Source organism: Undibacterium pigrum, from assembly GCF_003201815.1.
GTDB classification, from domain to species: Bacteria; Pseudomonadota; Gammaproteobacteria; order Burkholderiales; family Burkholderiaceae_D; genus Undibacterium; species Undibacterium pigrum.
Genome location: NZ_QJKB01000015.1, coordinates 50,908 through 68,950, shown reverse-complemented (window position 1 = coordinate 68,950; position 18,043 = coordinate 50,908). Strand labels below are relative to the sequence as shown.

The 18,043-nt window shown below is 53.1% G+C and carries 11 protein-coding genes; 8 read left to right on the top strand and 3 right to left on the bottom strand.

The window, feature by feature from the left end:
• Positions 1–73 precede the first annotated feature (73 nt).
• Complete coding sequence (locus DFR42_RS25790) at positions 74–2,011, top strand: M61 family metallopeptidase (protein ID WP_110257940.1); 1,938 nt, start codon at positions 74–76, stop codon at positions 2,009–2,011.
• A gap of 202 nt (positions 2,012–2,213) precedes the next feature.
• Positions 2,214–3,221, top strand: a complete 1,008-nt coding sequence (locus tag DFR42_RS25785; RefSeq protein WP_110257939.1) for a polysaccharide deacetylase family protein — start codon at positions 2,214–2,216, stop codon at positions 3,219–3,221.
• A 250-nt stretch (positions 3,222–3,471) separates the two neighbouring features.
• Here the strand turns inward: DFR42_RS25785 and DFR42_RS25780 are convergent, their stop codons facing one another.
• On the bottom strand, positions 3,472–4,338 hold the full coding sequence (locus tag DFR42_RS25780; protein ID WP_110257938.1) for a LysR family transcriptional regulator: 867 nt from the start codon (positions 4,336–4,338) through the stop codon (positions 3,472–3,474).
• A gap of 107 nt (positions 4,339–4,445) precedes the next feature.
• Here DFR42_RS25780 and DFR42_RS25775 point away from each other — a divergent pair, with 107 nt between their 5' ends.
• Together DFR42_RS25775 and DFR42_RS25770 are read left to right on the top strand one after the other, a co-directional pair.
• A complete protein-coding gene (locus DFR42_RS25775; protein WP_110257937.1) occupies positions 4,446–4,994 on the top strand; it encodes a nuclear transport factor 2 family protein in 549 nt (182 codons plus the stop codon).
• A gap of 352 nt (positions 4,995–5,346) precedes the next feature.
• Positions 5,347–6,558 (top strand): phospholipase D-like domain-containing protein, encoded by a 1,212-nt coding sequence (locus DFR42_RS25770; RefSeq protein WP_170133686.1) that lies wholly within the window; start codon positions 5,347–5,349, stop codon positions 6,556–6,558.
• Positions 6,559–7,444: 886 nt separating this feature from the next.
• On the opposite strand, the gene DFR42_RS25765 is transcribed toward DFR42_RS25770, so the two are convergent.
• Positions 7,445–8,485, bottom strand: a complete 1,041-nt coding sequence (locus DFR42_RS25765; protein WP_110257935.1) for a LysR family transcriptional regulator — start codon at positions 8,483–8,485, stop codon at positions 7,445–7,447.
• Between the two features lie 187 nt (positions 8,486–8,672).
• Between DFR42_RS25765 and DFR42_RS25760 the strand changes: the two genes are divergently transcribed.
• The 4 genes from DFR42_RS25760 to DFR42_RS25745 are packed head-to-tail and all read left to right on the top strand — an operon-like array spanning position 8,673 to position 15,652.
• A complete protein-coding gene (locus DFR42_RS25760; protein ID WP_110257934.1) occupies positions 8,673–9,593 on the top strand; it encodes an alpha/beta hydrolase in 921 nt (306 codons plus the stop codon).
• Positions 9,594–9,651: 58 nt separating this feature from the next.
• Positions 9,652–10,887, top strand: coding sequence for an efflux RND transporter periplasmic adaptor subunit (locus DFR42_RS25755; protein WP_110257933.1), 1,236 nt, complete (start codon positions 9,652–9,654; stop codon positions 10,885–10,887).
• 40 nt (positions 10,888–10,927) lie between these two features.
• Positions 10,928–14,149 carry an efflux RND transporter permease subunit gene (locus DFR42_RS25750; RefSeq protein WP_110257932.1) on the top strand — a complete coding sequence of 1,074 codons (3,222 nt, stop codon included), beginning with the start codon at positions 10,928–10,930 and terminating at the stop codon, positions 14,147–14,149.
• A gap of 9 nt (positions 14,150–14,158) precedes the next feature.
• Complete coding sequence (locus DFR42_RS25745; RefSeq protein ID WP_110257961.1) at positions 14,159–15,652, top strand: efflux transporter outer membrane subunit; 1,494 nt, start codon at positions 14,159–14,161, stop codon at positions 15,650–15,652.
• 84 nt (positions 15,653–15,736) lie between these two features.
• Here the strand turns inward: DFR42_RS25745 and DFR42_RS25740 are convergent, their stop codons facing one another.
• Complete coding sequence (locus tag DFR42_RS25740; RefSeq protein ID WP_245937092.1) at positions 15,737–17,845, bottom strand: hypothetical protein; 2,109 nt, start codon at positions 17,843–17,845, stop codon at positions 15,737–15,739.
• Between the last annotated feature and the right edge of the window lie 198 nt (positions 17,846–18,043).

Below are 18,043 nucleotides of genomic sequence, written 5' to 3'. Positions count from 1 at the left end.
AGACGATAAATGTAAACTTAGGTGCACAACATTAAGTGCAAACTTATCGAGAATTTTTGTTAACAGATTGCCCATGACTAAAATACTGCCCATCCTTATCCTGACTTTTTCGCAGATCGCTTTTACAGGACTGGTGCATGCTGACACAGGCCCTAAAGCAGCAACACCAGCGCCACAGATAGAAGCACCGCGTGACCGGGTATTTCATGGTGTCATGACACTGGATGTGGATGCCTCTGATACGGTGCACAAGATCATTCGTGTGCGGCAAAGCATACCCGTGCAAAAAAGCGGCCACATGGTCTTGCTGTATCCTGAATGGGAAACCACCAGCCATGCTGCCACGCAAACAGTGGCTGACCTGGCTGGCCTGAACATCATGGCAGGTGAGACAAAGCTGGCATGGCAACGCGATGCGGTGAACCCGTATGCCTTTCATATCACCGTGCCAAAAACTGCGCGAGAACTGAAGCTGGATTTCCAGATACTGCCAACCAGCCGTGGTTTGTCACCGGACATTTTGAAATTGCAATGGTCCAAGCTGGCGCTGTATCCGGCGGGCTGGTATCTGCGCAATATTGCCAGCACTGCCTCCCTCACCCTGCCTAAAGACTTTCAATTTGCTACTTCGCTGGACAGCAATGTGGTCAATGGCAAGCAGATCAGCTTCAAACAAACCAGTGTTGAAAAACTCATGGATGCACCTGTGTATGCAGGGCGATATTTCAAACGGGTAGAACTCACACCTACGGGTGCGGCTGTGCCGGTACGTTTGAATATGCTGGGCGACTCTGAGGCTGCGGTTGCCATCACGCCAGAATTTCTGGCCAGGTATCAGTCCATGGTGGCGGCTGTTCCCAAACTGTTCAAGGGTCAGCCTTATCCGCATTTTGATTTTCTGGTGACGCTGTCGGATACGATATTTTCTGGCGGTGGTGCCGAACATTCAGAATCGACAGAGATCAATCTGCCCGCTGATTTTTTCTCGAATGCCGATGCGCAATTACGCATTGCCAGCCTGCATCCGCATGAATATGCCCATGCCTGGAATGGCCGCTACCGCCAGCCTGCCGATTTATGGACGCCCAACCTTAACATGCCCATGCGCGGCAGCCTGCTGTGGATGTATGAAGGGCAGACAGAATTCTGGGGACGCATACTGACTTCGCACCTGGGTTTCATGACGCTCCAGCAAAGCCTCGATGCACTGGCGATGGATGCCGCCTTTGTCAGCGCCCGCGTGGGCAGGCAATGGAAGTCACTGCAGGACAGCACCATAGACCCCATCTATATGGCGGGCGGCAAGGCCGCAGTGCGCTGGCGCGACTGGCAGCGCCGCGAAGACTATTATGTCGAAGGTGTGATGCTGTGGCTGGATGTAGAGATGCTGATGCGCGAACGCTCCTCAGGCAAATTCGGCCTGGCAGATTTCGCTGGCAAGTTCTTTGGTGGTGGCAAGGCGAACAGTGCGATCAGCACCTATACCTTTGCGGATATCTGCAAGGGCTTGAACCAACTCGTGCCTTATGACTGGGCCACCTACTTCGCCACTCGCCTGCAAGCCCACGATGCCAGCCACGCACTGGATGGCCTGACACGCAGCGGCTATCGCCTGATTTATACCGATGAACCCACAGACTATTTCACGAAGATGGAAGTGGATGCAGGTGCGACGGATTTTTCTCATTCGCTGGGCCTGACAGTCAATGGCAAAGGCGTGGTCAACAGCGTGACATGGGAAGGCCCGGCCTTTCGCGCTGGCATCAGCCTGGGTGCGCGCTTGCTGAACGTGAATAAGGAAGCGTATTCGGATACGGTATTGAAGCAGGTGATCAAAGCAGCAGCGGTATCGAAGGAGGCGATAGAGCTGACTTTCATGGCGGATGGAAAAACGCGTAGCGTTGCAATCAACTATACCGGCTCGCTGCGCTACCCGCGTCTGGAGCGTATACCTGGCACGGTCGACAAGCTGGAAGGCTTGTTGAGTTTGCCTGTTTATGTTGGTGGGTAAATACGCTTACTGTTAATCGCAGATTGGGCTAGGCTTCATGAGCCTGGCGACGCTCAGCCTAAGCAAACTTTGCAGAATTGCTTGATAGCACTATACTCATTATTCTTGTGTCAATTCAATAGTGACATCTTTTGATTTGATTTTTTACTCAAGGCAGGTTCCATTCGACCTGCCTGAGACGATATAACAATAATGGTATTCAATGAATTCTGTGTATAAAAAACTGTCCTCCTGCGGCAGGTATTTGCTGGCGTCTGCCGCGCTGGTCCTGGTCATGGCACCTGTTGGCGCGCAGGTGCAAAACAAGCCAGATACAGGCAGCGCGACACCTGTCGTGCGCCGTATTGCCATCACCATTGACGACTTGCCATTTGAAACCCGGCGTTTGAAACTGGCCGATGAGCAGCGTGCGACCAAGGCCATACTGGCGGCTTTGCAGGCGCACAAGGTCAAGGCACTGGGCTTTGTCAATGAAGACCGTTTGCTGGTCAAGGGTGAGGTCGATGCCCGCATAGGCATGCTGGAGTCATGGCTGGATGCGGGCATGGAACTGGGTAATCATAATTTTGGTCATCTGGGTTTTCATGGCAGCAGCCTGGCAAAATATCAGGAAGCCGTACTGCGTGGTGACACCTTCACCCGCTGGCTGATGCAGGAGCGCAAACAGGTGCCGCGCTATTACCGCTACCCGCACAACCAGACGGGCGATAACGCTGAAGTGCAAAAGCAGTTTGAAGACTTCCTGCAGCAGCATGACTACAAGATCGCACCTTTCACGATAGAGCATGATGATTTCACCTATGCCCGCGTGTATGAAGATGCGGTGCTGAAAAACCGCAAGGAAGATGCCGAACGCCTGCGCAAGGCTTATCTGGCCAATCTTGACCGTGCCGTCAACACCTTCGAAACCATGAGTGATGAAATGTTTGGGCGGCAGGTTTCGCACATCCTCAACATCCATGCGTCGCTATTGAATGCTGACATGCTGGACAAGATGCTGAGCAAGCTTGAACAACGCGGCTATCAGTTCATCACCCTGGAAGAGGCATTGCAAGACCCGGCTTATCTACTGCCAGCAGGACCCAGCCGTCAATATGGCATGTCATGGCTGGCACGCTGGGCACGCATGGCGAAAAAACGCCTGTCAGTTTATGGCCAGCCTGATCCTGAGGAATGGGTCATCAAGTGGGATCAGGAATTAGCGCGTTGATTTTTTTGCCGGGCCGTAGCTTGAGCCTGGCCCTGCTGCTAACTTCAAGACCACTCAACACAGAGGCACAGAGACACAGAGTGGGCACAGAGAAAATCTTTGAGAGGGCATATATGTTGCTGGTATTAGAGCGTGTCACTTACCCCTCTAATCCTCGGTTTATCTCTGTGCTACCTCTGTGTCTCTGTGCCTCTGTGGTGAGATGTTTGGTTTTTTTTAAAGTCCACAATTAAACGTAGCTTGACCCAAGCTACGAAATCGCGCGCTTCGCCGCATACTCTACCCGTATCGCCTCCGCCAGCGCCATGCTCGCTGCACTGGCCCCGTGCGCGGGCATGCGCAGGCTGATGGCGAATTCATCCAACTGGGGCAAGCCTGCTTCTGCACCAAGTACATCCAGTCCGGGCGGCACGGTCGATGGCAGCAAGGCTGTCACTGCCAGATCGGCCTGCACGGTGGCAGTGATGGCTTCCATGCTGGGATAATCAAGGACATTGCGCCAGTCTATGCTGGCCCTGGCCAGTTCGCGTATGACGCTGGGTTTGAAGACGCAAGTGTCGGAGACCAGGCAGATGGGCAGCGGGCGTTTTTGCCATGCCCTGCCATCGCGCTTGCCTGCCCAGACGGGTCTTTCGAGGCACAGTAATTCTCCCTCAGTACTTACTGCAGGCTCTTCGATGATGGCGAGATCAAGCAGGCCGCTGTCAAAATTTTTACGCAATTCTGTCGATGAACCTGCCAGCAGGGATATCTCTACCTGTGGATAAGCTTTGACAAACGCGGGCAGGATAGTGGGCAGGTGCATCACCATCAAATCATGCGGCACACCCAGGCGCACCGTGCCTGCCACTTCTGTCACCGCCATTGCCGCCAGGATGCTGTCATTCATCTCGACCATGCTGCGCGCCTTGAGCAGCAGGAGTTCACCTTCCGGTGTCAGTGTGATGCCGCTCTTGCCTCTGTCTAGCAGACGCCTGTCCAGCACCTCTTCCAGCCGCTTGATTTGCTGGCTGACTGCGCCCTGCGTCATATGCAGCCTCTGCGCGGCAAAGGTCATGCTGCGGGTTTCGGCCACATGCAAAAAAGTCCTGAGCAAGGCAATATCAAGATTTTTCATCTTCAATCATTAGACTTTGTAATGCACTGCATTATGAATATTCGATTTATTAATAGCGGGTGTCTGACTATAGTAGCCGAATACGTCTTATTGCATGAAAGCCCTGTATGAAATTACTTCCCCGACTCACCCTCGCCTTCGCCCTCGCCATCTCCATCACCTTCATCAGCACAATGACCATGACCAATCCCGCTACCGCTGCTACCCCAGCTCCCATCGATTTTCAATCCCATTATCTGACCAGCGCAGAAGACAGGCTGGCCATAGAGCGCCTGCTGAATAGCTATACGACCGCAGTCAGCACTGGCGATGGCAAGACCTTCGCCACGCTGCTGCTCGATGAGCAAGTAGCTTTCATGGCAGTGCGCGGTGTGACTGATATTGCCAGCAATGACGCAGCGCCCGACACCCGTCGCTATGCCGATTTTTACCAGGGAGTATTTGCCAGCGGCCGCAAGCTGGAACAGGCATTCTTCAATGTAAAAATCAGCCAGGACGGCGCACTCGCACAAGTCTCGCTGGACTTCATCACCCAGGAAGCAGGTACCCAAAAAGGAGGCTTTGGCTGGAAGCTTTTACATCTGTTGAAAGTTAACGGCCAGTGGAAAATCGCCAGTGAGTTTTATACGGTGAGGGCTTTGCCTGCGGCGCATTAAGAAGCAGCAACGGCATTAATACACCATTTCAGCCCCATTCTGATGTTCAAGCACCGCGCGCACTCTGAGTGACAGATGCCACTTGTCCAAGTAGGCCACTGAGTTGGGCATGGGGCTGGTCCGTTGCGGCAATACTTCACACAACGCGGCCAGATCAATGGCAGCCTTACCAAAGTCGTAGGATGGGTATCAGAGGACAATGTGTGACATGCATTTTGCAGCGATGCAGACATAAGCCCTGGCAGTATTAAAAAATTACAGTGTAAATTTATCAAATTCGGGCAATAGTCCGTCCCCCGAAGTTATCAATGGTACGATAAGTAACTCCATGATATTTCGAAAGATTGATGTTATGACGAAAACTCGGTTTTTGGCTGATATAAAATCATTTAATCAAGATTTCAATCGTTGCTGCGAAGAGTATGACAGCATAGATCTTGCTGTCGCTTGGTGCGGTGATCCCGAACACACTCTGCCGTATAAGCAATTACAAAAATTTGGTTCAACAATGCGAGCCATTATAGGAGTTTCTTTCGAACAAACGCACCCTGATGGCGTTCATTGGCTTATAGATATCGGATCAGATGTGCGAATTTTTTGTAGCAAAGCAGCAAACATCTTCCATCCCAAACTTTATTTGTTCAGACGAAAAAATGGATTTGCTTTATTTATTGGAAGTTCTAACCTTACATACTCAGGCTTTTACCGAAATATTGAAGCAAACATGCTGATAGAAGGGGAAATCAACACTGAAAATATTCTGCTTTCGGATATTACTCAAAGGTTTGAGGAGTGGAGATCGAATGAAAATTCCTTCGTTCCAACAAAAAGATGGCTAGATGCATATGCAACAAGATACTGGAGCGCAATTGAAAAAGCGCGCTCAAACGGCATTGAAACACCCCCTATTGATGAAAATCAAATATCTACAACGAACTGGTTACGCTTGGCCGATTGGGAAGTATATTTTCATAAGATTCATGATGGCTTACTCAATACAGGTAGAACTGCAGATATCTATCTTAATCTTTTGAGAACTGCCAAAGATGAGCTTCCGCTACCATGGGACGTAAGTATTTTTCGTGAAATTAACAATCGGCGCATCATCGGAGGAATGGAGCCATTTGCATGGTTTGGCCACGTCGCTGCGTCCGGAGATTTTCGTAGGATCATGGCGAACACAAGTGATGTGGTGGTACAAGCTACTATCGTAGACGCAATAAATCGAATTGCAGAAATTAAGATGCCTTTGAATTGGAATGCTTTGGAGACTCAACTTGACCGATTAACTGCTTTAGGCCCAACCATGAAGGTATGGAGTCGACTCTTGTGTTTGATAAAACCTGATGTGTACTGCACTGTTGCATCTCCTATTGTGAGAGATAATATGAGCACCATACTTGAAGTCCCGCAGAAATCGATTGGAAATTCTGCGGGATATATTCGTATTCTAAAAATGATTCATAGCGCACCATGGTTTCAATCCGCAAGACCAATAGATTTAGATCAGGCTGTTATATGGGACCATCGAGTTGCGTTGATGGATGCAATATTTTATGAATAGTCGACGATGCTAAAAATTCCCAGACATTATCTCGCCATTTTCCCACATGGGCAGTCTAAAAGAGCGATGAATCAATTCAAGCAAGTATACCTAGCAAATTAACATTGCACTCCTACATACATTATTAAAGCAGGTAATTGCGGATTTTCACCCCGGTGTTTTTGCCAGCAGGCGCAAACTGGATCAAGCATTCTTCAGTATAAAATCAGCCAAGACAACACGCTAGCGCAAGTCTCGCCGGACTTCATCACCAGGAAAGCAGCAGCAGCCGTAGATTGGGGTCAAGCCTCGCAGGCATTAACGTCGCACTTGATTTGGGTTTGAATTTGGGGTTGCGGTTGCTTTTGAATTTATGCAGTTCCCCATGTGTAGCCGCCGTTTGTGCTGTACAGAAAATGGATCAAGAAGAGCCGATGTCTGAGCGTAGCGAGTTTCGGATCTTCCCATTTTTTGTACTGCACAAACGGGAACCCCGCAGGGGCGGCTATGCCTGGGTCGCCTTTTTGGCCCACCTTTTTTGGCGAGACAAAAAGGTGGGTAGCTGCCGGTCTACCACCGGCCTGCAATCTTAAATAGCATGTGCAGGCAATAACAGCCAAACCACAAAATATCGCTTTTTTTTGGGGATGCGTTAATCAAACGCCGAGTGTTGGGCTGATGAAACGTAGCCCAACCTACCCCCTAAGAATAAGCAGCAGATAGGTTGCTGCGAACTTCAAGACCACTCAACACAGAGGCACAGAGACACAGAGTCAGCACAGAGAAAATCTTTGAGAGAGCATGCATGTTGTTGGCATTCACCCCTTTAAAATCTCAGTGTTCCCTCTGTGTCTCTGTGCCTCTGTGGTGAGATGTTTGGTCTTTTTTTAATACGCAATGCAGCCCCTCAATACGCCGTCTCCGCCACATTCTGATGCTCCAGCACAGCACGCAAGGTTTTGTTCCCCGTCGTGCGTTGCTCGGGTTTGCCTGCGAAGATGCATTCACCTGCCCCCTCGCCATTCAGCAATTCTGCATCACGGCCACTGAACAGGGGGCAGCGCGGGAACAGTTCTGCCACCCAGTCTACAAAGGCGCGTACCTTGGGTGAGAGATGGCGGTTGGCCAGGTAGACTACCGAGATGGGCATGGGGGCGGGTGTCCATTGCGGCAATACTTCGCGCAATGCGCCGGATTGCAGATGCGGCATCAGCATGAAGCGTGGTGCCTGTATCAGGCCAAAGCCCTTGAGCGCGCAGGCCAGGTAGGCTTCTGAATCATTGACGGATATCTTGCCATTGACGGTGACGGCAACGGTCTGGCCGTCGACGATAAAATCCCAGTCGAGGTTGCGGCCGGTGCGGCTGGAAAAATAATGTACAGCCTGGTGGTGCTGCAAGTCTTCCAGGGTTTGTGGTTCGCCATGGGTGTCGAGATAATCTGGTGCTGCGCAGGTGATGCTCTGGAAAGTGCCTATGCGGCGGGCCACCATGCTGGAATCCTGCAACTCCCCTACCCTGATCACGCAATCAACTGCTTCCTGCACCATGTCGACCATGCGGTCACCCATGCCCATGACGAGCTTGATGTCAGGGTAGCGCGAATAAAACTCACAGACTTGCGGCAGCAGGATGAGCTTGCCTATCGAAGTTGGCACGTCTATGCGCAATTGCCCCTTGGGGCCGCGCGCGACATTCTGGAATGAGGATTCAGTCTCGTCCACGTCAGCGAGGATACGTACGCAACGCTCATAGTAGGCCGCGCCGTCTGGCGTCAGGCTCAGGCGTCGGGTGGTGCGGTTCAGCAGGCGCACCTGCAACAGGCTTTCCAGGTTCTGGATGATGGTCGTGACGGTGGTACGCGGCAAGCCGAGATTGTCGGCAGCGCGGGTAAAACTATTGCTGTCCACCACGCGGGTAAAGACTTGCATTGCCTGGAAACGGTCCATCGCGGTACTCCTGAATAACTGGTTGGCATAGTCAAGGACTATTCGTCTGAACGAAGTATAAACCTAATTTGAAGCTTGATTAGTCGACCTGACGGAATAGTCATGTTGGATTATAGGCGTTTATCCCGAAGCGCATAGTGCCTACTATTCGGTCCATTCACTAAGCTCTGGCGCGATTGGCGACAATATGATGGACGAAACAGCAATAATTCTTGGCAACCCTAGCAATATCGGCAACACCGTCAAGAAAAGAAAAAAGACCACAAAGACGGCTGAGCCATCTTTGCAGATAGACAATTTCCTTATCCCTGGCCCGCTTGGGGTCATCCCTGTGCGGCTGTATCGCCCTCAGGGCAATGCGGTTTTGCCGGTGGTGCTGTATTTCCACGGCGGTGGTTTTATCAGCGGGTCTTTGAATGATGCCGATGTACCGGCACGCTTCATTGCACGCAACAGCAATGTCATTGTCTTGTCCGTGGGTTATTCACTGGCCCCGGCCAAGCCTTTTCCGGCAGCGCCGGAAGATGCTTACACTGCCATGCTGTGGGCCATCAAGAATGCCGCCAGCATCAGGGCTGACGCCAGCCGCCTGGCAGTAGCGGGTGACGATGCCGGTGGCAACCTGGCGACTTGCCTGACCCTGATAGCACGTGACCGCAATGCCCCGCCGATACTGGCGCAAGCACTGATAGGCCCGATGCTGGACCCCAGCATGACACGCCTGGGTGACGCCAAGAAACTGGAATCTGACCTGACCCCGCAAGAATGCGCGCATTGCTATGGCCAATACCTGCCGCGCTCTTTGCAGCGCCTGCACCCTTATGCTGCGCCGCTGGAATCCAGCCGCCTGGGTGGTTTGTCACCCGCCTTTATCGCTACCGCTGAACATGATGTCCTGCATGTGGAAGCAGAAAAATATGCAGCAGCCCTGATTACCGTTGGTGTGCCTGTGCAGGTAGCCCGCTTTGCCGGGATCAAGCATGCCTCATTGCCTGAGCATCAGCCTGTGCTGGTGGAAGTGGCGGATTTTTTGCGCCGTCGCCTGGCGGTTCCCAATGATTTGAACACAACTGCTTTCGTATCCCTGGAGGAAAAACAAAATGTCTGACAACACAAAAGACACTCAAGAACTCAGTAATTTACCTACTACATCCACGAGGAATATCATGTCTGAATCCAACAAATCTACTGCACCAAGCCGTAAATCCATCGCCATCAGCGCCGCCATCGTCATGTTGATTGCCGGTGCTGGCACCCTGGGTGCCATTCATGCCGAAACCAGTCATGCCGCACCCAAGGAAGCGCCACCAGCCACGACGGTCGACGTCGCCGAAGTCGTCAGCCGCAATATCGTTGACTGGCAAAATTATTCTGGCAAGCTCGAAGCGGTCGACCGCGTAGAGATACGCCCCCTGGTAGGCGGCACCCTGACTGCCGTGCATTTCAAGGATGGCAGCCTGGTCAGGAAAGGTGATCTGCTGTTCACCATAGACCCGCGCCCCTATGCGGCTGAAGTAGCACGCTTCCAGGCACAACTGGCAGCAGCCGAAGCACGTGCGGCCTATACCAGTTCTGACGTGGCGCGCGGTGAGAGACTGCTGGGTGAAAACGCCATCGCCCGCCGTGATTTTGAAGAAAAACAAAATGCATCACGTGAAGCAGCGGCCAATGTACTGGCAGCGCAGGCAGCATTGAAGGCAGCAAAACTCAATCTTGAATATACCCAGATCACCGCCCCCGTTGCTGGCCGCATTTCGCGTGCCGAAGTCACCGTTGGCAATGTCATTGCCGTTGGTGCCAGCTCACCCGCCTTGAGCACCCTGGTATCTGTCTCGCAAGTGTATGCATCTTTTGATGTGGATGAACAAAGCTTCTTGAAATACGTGAACCCGGCGCAAGCGAAAAATACCCAGGTGCCGGTCTTCCTGGGTCTGGCGAATGAAGAAGGTTATTCACGCCAGGGCAAGGTGGTTTCCATCGACAACCGCGTTGATACTTCTTCAGGAACAATACGCGTGCGCGCCGTGTTTGAAAACCAGGATGGCTTGCTCTTGCCCGGCCTGTATGCCCGTGTACGTCTGGGCGGTGGTGCGCCGCATGCAGCATTGATGATAGATGAAAAAGCCGTGGGCACTGATCAAAGCAAACGCTTCGTGCTGGCAGTCGACAAAGACAATCACACGGCTTACCGCGAAGTACGTCTCGGTAACAGGCAGGAAGATTTGCTGATTGTGGAATCTGGCCTCAAAGCTGGTGAACGCATCGTCGTCAATGGCCTGCAACGTACACGCCCTGGTGACACCATCACGCCGAATGTGGTGCCTATGAGTAAAGTCGCTGCTGTTCCGGCAACGCCTGATACCAGTGCTGCGGCAGAAAAAACTGCTGCTAACAAGTCTTGATCATCGCGTACACAAATATAAACGCAGATAGAAAAATATCATGAATATCTCAAAATTCTTTATCGACCGCCCCATCTTCGCCGGGGTGCTGTCGGTAATTATCTTGCTGGCCGGTGCGCTGGCCATGTTCCAGTTGCCTATCTCGGAATATCCCGAGGTGGTGCCGCCTTCCGTCGTGGTGCGGGCGCAATATCCAGGTGCCAACCCCAAGGTGATTGCAGAAACCGTGGCTTCTCCTTTGGAAGAATCCATCAATGGCGTAGAGAATATGCTGTATATGCAGTCACAGGCAAACAGTGACGGCAATCTGACGGTGACCGTCAACTTTAAGCTGGGTGTAGACCCAGACAAGGCGCAGCAACTGGTGCAAAACCGTGTCTCGCAAGCCTTGCCACGCCTGCCTGCTGATGTGCAGCGCCTCGGGGTGACGACCATCAAGAGTTCACCTGCGCTGACCATGGTCGTGCATCTGATTTCACCGGATGACCGCTATGACATGACTTACCTGCGCAACTATGCAGTGTTGAATGTCAAAGACCGTCTGGCGCGTATCAAGGGTGTGGGTGAAGTGGGCTTGTTTGGTTCGGGAAATTACGCCATGCGTGTCTGGCTGGACCCGCAAAAAGTCGCACAGCGTGGCCTGACTGCGTCTGACGTGGTCAACTCCATACGCGAACAAAACGTGCAGGTGGCGGCAGGTGTCATCGGTGCATCACCAAATGTGCCGGGCACACCTTTGCAGTTCAATGTGAATGCGCAAGGTCGTTTGAAATCAGAATCAGAATTTGCCGAGATCATACTCAAGACTTCTGCCGATGGTGCAGTCACCCGGCTGGCAGACGTGGCGCGCATAGAACTGGATGCATCTGAATATGGCTTGCGTTCTTTGCTCGACAATAAACCAGCCGTCGCGATACCTATCTTCCAGGCACCTGGTGCGAATGCGCTGGATGTGTCTGACCAGGTACGTGCTGCCATGAAAGAATTGTCGGCAGACTTCCCTAGCTCAGTGCAATACAAGATCGTGTATGACCCTACGCAATTTGTGCGTTCAAGCATCCATGCGGTAGTCGAGACTTTGCTGGAAGCGATTGCGCTAGTGGTGCTGGTGGTCATCGTTTTCTTGCAAACCTGGCGTGCTTCGCTGATCCCACTGCTGGCCGTGCCGGTATCCATCGTTGGTACTTTTTCACTGATGCTGGGCTTTGGCTACTCCATCAATGCCTTGTCACTGTTTGGCATGGTGCTGGCCATTGGTATCGTCGTCGATGATGCGATTGTGGTGGTGGAGAATGTGGAGAGGAATATCTCGGCTGGCCTGTCACCGAAAGAAGCGACTTATAGAGCCATGCGCGAAGTCAGCGGCCCTATCATTGCTATCGCCCTGACGCTGGTTGCGGTATTCGTACCACTGGCCTTCATGACTGGCTTGACCGGGCAATTTTACAAACAGTTTGCGATGACGATTGCGATATCTACTGTGATCTCGGCCTTCAACTCGCTGACTCTGTCACCAGCACTGGCTGCGATTTTGCTCAAAGGTCATGATGAAAAACCGGACTGGCTGACCAAGGTCATGAACCGCCTGTTTGGCCGCTTCTTCGATGCCTTCAACCGCATGTTCAATCGTGGTTCTGAAAAGTATTCCAAAGGTGTGGCTGGTGTTATCTCACGCAAGGCATCCAGCATGGTGGTGTATGTGGTATTGCTGGCAGCCGCCGTGGGTATTTCCTATATCGTGCCGGGTGGTTTTGTGCCTGGGCAAGACAAGCAATACCTGATCAGCTTCACGCAATTACCTAATGGCGCGACGCTGGACAGGACTGAAAAAGTCATCCGTGACATGTCGGCCATTGCCTTGAAAGAACCGGGCGTGGAAAGCGCAGTTGCCTTCCCTGGTTTGTCCATCAACGGTTTTACCAATAGCTCCAGCGCCGGTATTGTTTTTGTGACGCTGAAACCGTTTGAAGAACGCCGCAGTGCCGAGCTTTCTGCCAATGCGATTGCAGGCAAGCTGAACCAGAAGTATTTCGGCATCAAGGATGCTTTCATCGCAGTCTTCCCGCCACCACCTGTCATGGGTCTCGGTACAGTTGGCGGCTTCAAGATGCAGATCGAAGACAAGGGTGCACTGGGCTATGCTGAACTGGATGCCGCAACACAGGCCTTTATTGCCGCTGCCAAAACAGCACCAGAACTGGGCCCTATGTTCTCCAGCTATCAGATCAATGTGCCACAACTGGATGTCAACCTCGACCGCGTCAAGGCCAAGCAACTGGGTGTGCCGGTGACGGATGTGTTTGACACCATGCAGATTTATCTTGGTTCTTTGTACGTGAATGACTTCAACCGCTTTGGCCGTGTGTACCAGGTTCGTGCCCAGGCAGATGCACCTTACCGTGCCAAGCCTGAAGATATCCTGCAACTGAAAACCCGTAACACAGCCGGTGAAATGGTGCCGCTGTCTTCCCTCGTCAAAGTCACACCAAGCTTTGGTCCTGAAATGGTGGTGCGTTATAACGGCTACACGGCGGCGGATATCAATGGTGGCCCTGCCCCCGGTTATTCATCGAATCAGGCGCAGGCTGCGGCAGAGCGTATTGCTGCCAAGACCCTGCCAGCCGGTATCAAGTTTGAATGGACTGACCTGACTTACCAACAGATTTTGGCTGGCAATGCCGGTGTCTGGGTATTCCCTATCAGTGTCTTGCTGGTGTTCCTGGTATTGGCGGCGCAGTATGAAAGCCTGACCTTGCCACTGGCTGTCATCATGATCGTGCCCATGAGTTTGCTGGCGGCTTTGACTGGTGTCTGGCTGACAGGTGGGGACAACAATATCTTCACCCAGATAGGTCTCATGGTACTGGTGGGGCTATCGGCCAAGAATGCGATCCTGATCGTGGAATTTGCGCGGGAACTTGAACTGCAGGGCAGCACACCTTTGCAGGCAGCGATAGATGCCAGCCGCTTGCGTCTGCGTCCTATCCTGATGACTTCCATCGCCTTCATCATGGGTGTGGTGCCACTGGTGATTTCCAGCGGCCCTGGTTCCGAGATGCGCCATGCGATGGGTGTCGCAGTGTTCTTTGGCATGCTGGGTGTCACCCTGTTTGGCCTGTTCCTGACACCGGTGTTTTATGTATTGCTGCGTACTCTTGCAGGTGGCCGCAAGCTGCATTCTGCTGTCGTGCATGAAGCGCCCGCTCTTGCACACGACCTTGCACATGACCTCACGCATGAGCACGCTACTGTTAAAGTTTGAGAGAGCATGATGATGAATACAATCAAACCCCTGAAGTCTGCTTCATCCCTGTTGATGTTATTGCTGGTGCTGGCTGGTTGCTCAGTCGCACCGACTTATCAGAAAGCGGAAGTGACAACTCCCACTGCCTATAAAGAAGTGCAGGCAAACAGCAACTCGGGCAACTGGAAAGAAGCCCAGCCTTCAGAAGAAGTCGCCCGCGGTGACTGGTGGAAAATCTTTGCAGACGACAGTCTCAACGAGATGGAAAGCCAGGCCATGGCGGCCAACCAGAACCTGAAAGCCGCTGCCGCCCGTCTGAAGCAATCCCGCGCCTTGCGGCAGGACGCGCGTGCTGGCCTGTTCCCGCAAGTGAATGCGGGCCTGGGTGCCAACCGTGGGCGTGCTGCACCGGCGTCCCAGGGTTTGCCTGACAATACCAGGATGCCGACGTCCACGACCTACAATGCCCAGCTTGGTGCATCGTATGAGCTGGATCTGTTTGGCCGCGTGGCTTCCAGCATAGACGCGGCAACGGCAGATACGCAAAAGACTGAAGCCCTGTTCCAGTCCGTGCAACTGGCCTTGCAAGCCGACGTGGCGCAAGCCTACTTCCTTCTGCGTGAACTGGATGCAGAACAGGCTTTATATGCCGCCACGGTAGAGCTGCGTTCAAAAACCCTGAAGCTGGTGCAAACCCGTTTTAATGAAGGTGACATCAGCGAACTTGACCTGGCACGCGCCAAGGCTGAACTGGCAACGGCGCAATCAGAATCACTGGGCCTGGCACGCAGTCGTGCAGTGGCAGAACATGCACTGGCCGTCTTGCTGGGCAAGACACCGGCAGAGTTCAATTTCTTGCCGCGTCCCTTGTCGCGCATTGCTGTCAATATCCCGGCAGGGTTGCCATCAGACTTGCTGGAACGCAGGCCGGATATTGCTGCAGCAGAACGCAGCATGGCCGCTGCCAATGCCCGCATAGGTGTGGCCCGTTCAGCTTTCTTCCCCCGGCTGGATATCACGGGCTCTGCCGGTTATGCATCCGCCAGCCTGGGTGATTTGCTGAACTGGAGCAGCCGCACCTTCCTGCTGGGGCCTTTGTTGTCCATGCCCCTGTTTGATGGTGGCCGCCGCCAGGCCAGTGTGGACAGGGCTGGTGCAGCCTATGAAGAGGATGTGGCCAACTACCGCCAGACCGTGCTGAATGCCTTCAGGGAAGTCGAAGACAATCTGGCTGACTTGCGCATTTTGCGCGACCAGACCCAGGCACAAGACAACGCGGTGCAGGCGGCAGAGCGGGCAGCCAGGCTCTCGCATGTGCAATACCGCGAAGGCTCGGTCAGTTATCTGAATGTGATTGATGCTGACCGCACGGTGTTGCAGCAACAGCGCATCGCGGCTCAACTCGATGGTGCGCGTGCCAGGTCTGCGGTCGGCCTGATACGTGCGCTGGGTGGTGGCTGGGATAGCCGAAAAGTCGCGGATGCAGCGGATAAAGACACGCAGGTGGCAACAGCAAAATAAATCCTGTCGTATTGATTTCCTTAGACCAGAGTGACTCTGGATTTTGCAGCGTACTTCTTTAACGAAGTACGCTGTTTTTTATCTCTAAGGTATGGTCACGCTACGCGGCACGATCGCAAATTCTGGCTGGGCAGAATAATCTGGCAAGACACTGCGCTGCATGAATTTTTGCCAGGCAGCGGCACCACCCGCATAGCCAGAATCTACCGCATAGGCCAGCGCGGGTTGCATATTGGATGGGTAGCCTGTGGCTGTGCTTGAATAGCCTGTCATCTCACCTACCCGCAAGCCCAGTGCTCTTGCCATTTCTGGGCTGTTGCAGGTCAGGCCTGCTACATTGGCTGGTCGGCTGGCTTCATAGGCTTGCCCGTAAGTGGTGTACAGCGGTGCAGTGGCACTGGCCCTGAGATTGAGGCTGTAGATGCCACCAAAAATCCAGCAATAGTCTGGTGCCAGCATGCGCTGTACAGGGAAGCTGGCTTTCCACGCCAAGATAGGCTGGGCCTTGCTGTAACCCAGCTCAGCCGCACGCCCGACTGCCGAGGTAAAGAAATCATCCATCCAGGGTGCGATGCCTATGCTATTGCCGTACACAATCGCACCCGGCCCGGTGATGGCACCAAAAATATTGGCAGTGGCATTATTGCTATAGGTGTTGTTGTTGTAGTCGAGATTATTCGACAGTATCCTGTTGAACTCGGCCTTGAGTACGTCATTGTCGGGCGTGATATAGGCGGTCTCAGCAAGATTGCGAATATCCCATGCCTGCACCCTGACGTTGGACTGGAAGATCAGGCCCTGGATATTGGCGCGGTAACCGGGGTTGGTCTGAAACACATCCCACATGGCCCAGAACTGCATTTCTTCGAGATGATAGTAGTCCCCCGTGACCAGATACGGCAGATAGCTGAAGGCTGGTGTATGCGCCGCATCGGCGGTGTTGACATTGGTACAGGTGCCACCACAGACCGGGAAAGCTTCGCGCTGTCTCGTGGCAGGGTTGTAGGTGTCACCCGGGTTACCAAGTATGGTCATATACGGGTAATCGCGCAGGCTGATAGGCTTGTCGGTATTTTTATCGCGATAATGGGCAGACCAGCTGCCTGCCAGGTCTGCCGTCGCCAGCGCCGCATCTTTGGCGCGTTTGTCCATGCTCAGCAAATAAGCGGCATTCCAGGCGGGCATGAGGCCGATATCTGGCCTGCCGCCGGTAGTGGGCATATACGGCATGGCCAGGCCCGATCCCATGGGCTGGAAACTGGCACCGCTCATGAGGTTTTTCATGCTGTTCAATGCAGTCTCGGAGATGACGATGCGCTGATCATAATTTGGCACGGCCTTGCTGGCGATGAGGTAAGCCTTGTTGTGCGCAATATGGGTTTGTGGTGCTGCGCCCCACCAGAAAGTCTTGCGCCAGCGGGTATGATGGAAATGCGTGAGATTGGCCTGGGAAAACACAGTCTGTCCACCAATCACGACTTCAGCATCATAGGTAAAATTTTGCGGTGCGGGCTGATAAGCCCAGTCATTTTCTAGCGTCACATCCACCCTGGCTTTGCTATAGCCATTGTAGTAACGCACAGCCAGGCGCGCATGCAGATGGGGATGGGCAAGGCCGGTGGAATCATATAGCGGCACAGCCACCATCCATTCACTGACTTGCGAACCGCTGAGCCATTTCCTGACATTGCTGCCCGCCAGTGCCTGCTCTATCGCTGCCGTGTACAGCCTGCCAGCGATGGTGATGTTCACGTTGCCGCTAAACCCGACATTGATAAGATCAACCGGGTTTGCCACCTGGCCTGTGGCTGGTGCAGTGGTAGACAATTTCAATTGCAGGCTTTGCGTCACGTCTTTGCCCAGTTGCGGCAAAACGGTAGTGATGATGGCATGCCGCAGAGAACCATCTGCATGCGTGGCCTTGGCATCGACCTGCAAAGGGGCAAGAGTGCCATTGGCCCACTGCCCCTGCAAAATACTGCCAGCAGGCACATCACCTGCGGCAAACACCTGGCCAAAGCTGACGGGCACATTGCTTTGTGCGGTCTGGGCAGTGCTGCTGATTTTGATATCGGGCAAAGGCAAGTTGGCTGCACTGGCAGTAGCTTGCGTGAAGATGAAGAATGCAGAAACAGTGGAGACGACAGAAGCGCGGGCAAGGCTGGCCAGCCCGGCAGTTTGATGGATAAGCATTTGATTTCCTTTGTGAACTTTGTTAGGGCTTACGCAAAATTGTCCCAGCAAGGCGTCAGCGACGAAGACAGTACTTTAGTACGCGGCTCCTAGGAGAGGAGCTGCAACGCAGCTGGGGCGGTTTTGCGTAAGTCCTATGTGAGAAAGGGTCAGCATCACACCATAGTAGTCGTCAGCATTGATATGCGTATGACCGCT

What these genes read in the sequence shown, in the direction of transcription:
- DFR42_RS25790 (WP_110257940.1), top strand. Translation starts at nt 74, where the DNA reads ATGACTAAAATACTGCCCATCCTTATCCTGACTTTTTCGCAGATCGCT.
- DFR42_RS25770 (WP_170133686.1), top strand. Translation starts at nt 5,347, where the DNA reads ATGACGAAAACTCGGTTTTTGGCTGATATAAAATCATTTAATCAAGAT.
- DFR42_RS25740 (WP_245937092.1), bottom strand. Translation starts at nt 17,845, where the DNA reads ATGCTTATCCATCAAACTGCCGGGCTGGCCAGCCTTGCCCGCGCTTCT.
- DFR42_RS25765 (WP_110257935.1), bottom strand. Translation starts at nt 8,485, where the DNA reads ATGGACCGTTTCCAGGCAATGCAAGTCTTTACCCGCGTGGTGGACAGC.
- DFR42_RS25750 (WP_110257932.1), top strand. Translation starts at nt 10,928, where the DNA reads ATGAATATCTCAAAATTCTTTATCGACCGCCCCATCTTCGCCGGGGTG.
- DFR42_RS25755 (WP_110257933.1), top strand. Translation starts at nt 9,652, where the DNA reads ATGTCTGAATCCAACAAATCTACTGCACCAAGCCGTAAATCCATCGCC.
- DFR42_RS25760 (WP_110257934.1), top strand. Translation starts at nt 8,673, where the DNA reads ATGATGGACGAAACAGCAATAATTCTTGGCAACCCTAGCAATATCGGC.
- DFR42_RS25775 (WP_110257937.1), top strand. Translation starts at nt 4,446, where the DNA reads ATGAAATTACTTCCCCGACTCACCCTCGCCTTCGCCCTCGCCATCTCC.
- DFR42_RS25780 (WP_110257938.1), bottom strand. Translation starts at nt 4,338, where the DNA reads ATGAAAAATCTTGATATTGCCTTGCTCAGGACTTTTTTGCATGTGGCC.
- DFR42_RS25745 (WP_110257961.1), top strand. Translation starts at nt 14,159, where the DNA reads ATGATGAATACAATCAAACCCCTGAAGTCTGCTTCATCCCTGTTGATG.
- DFR42_RS25785 (WP_110257939.1), top strand. Translation starts at nt 2,214, where the DNA reads ATGAATTCTGTGTATAAAAAACTGTCCTCCTGCGGCAGGTATTTGCTG.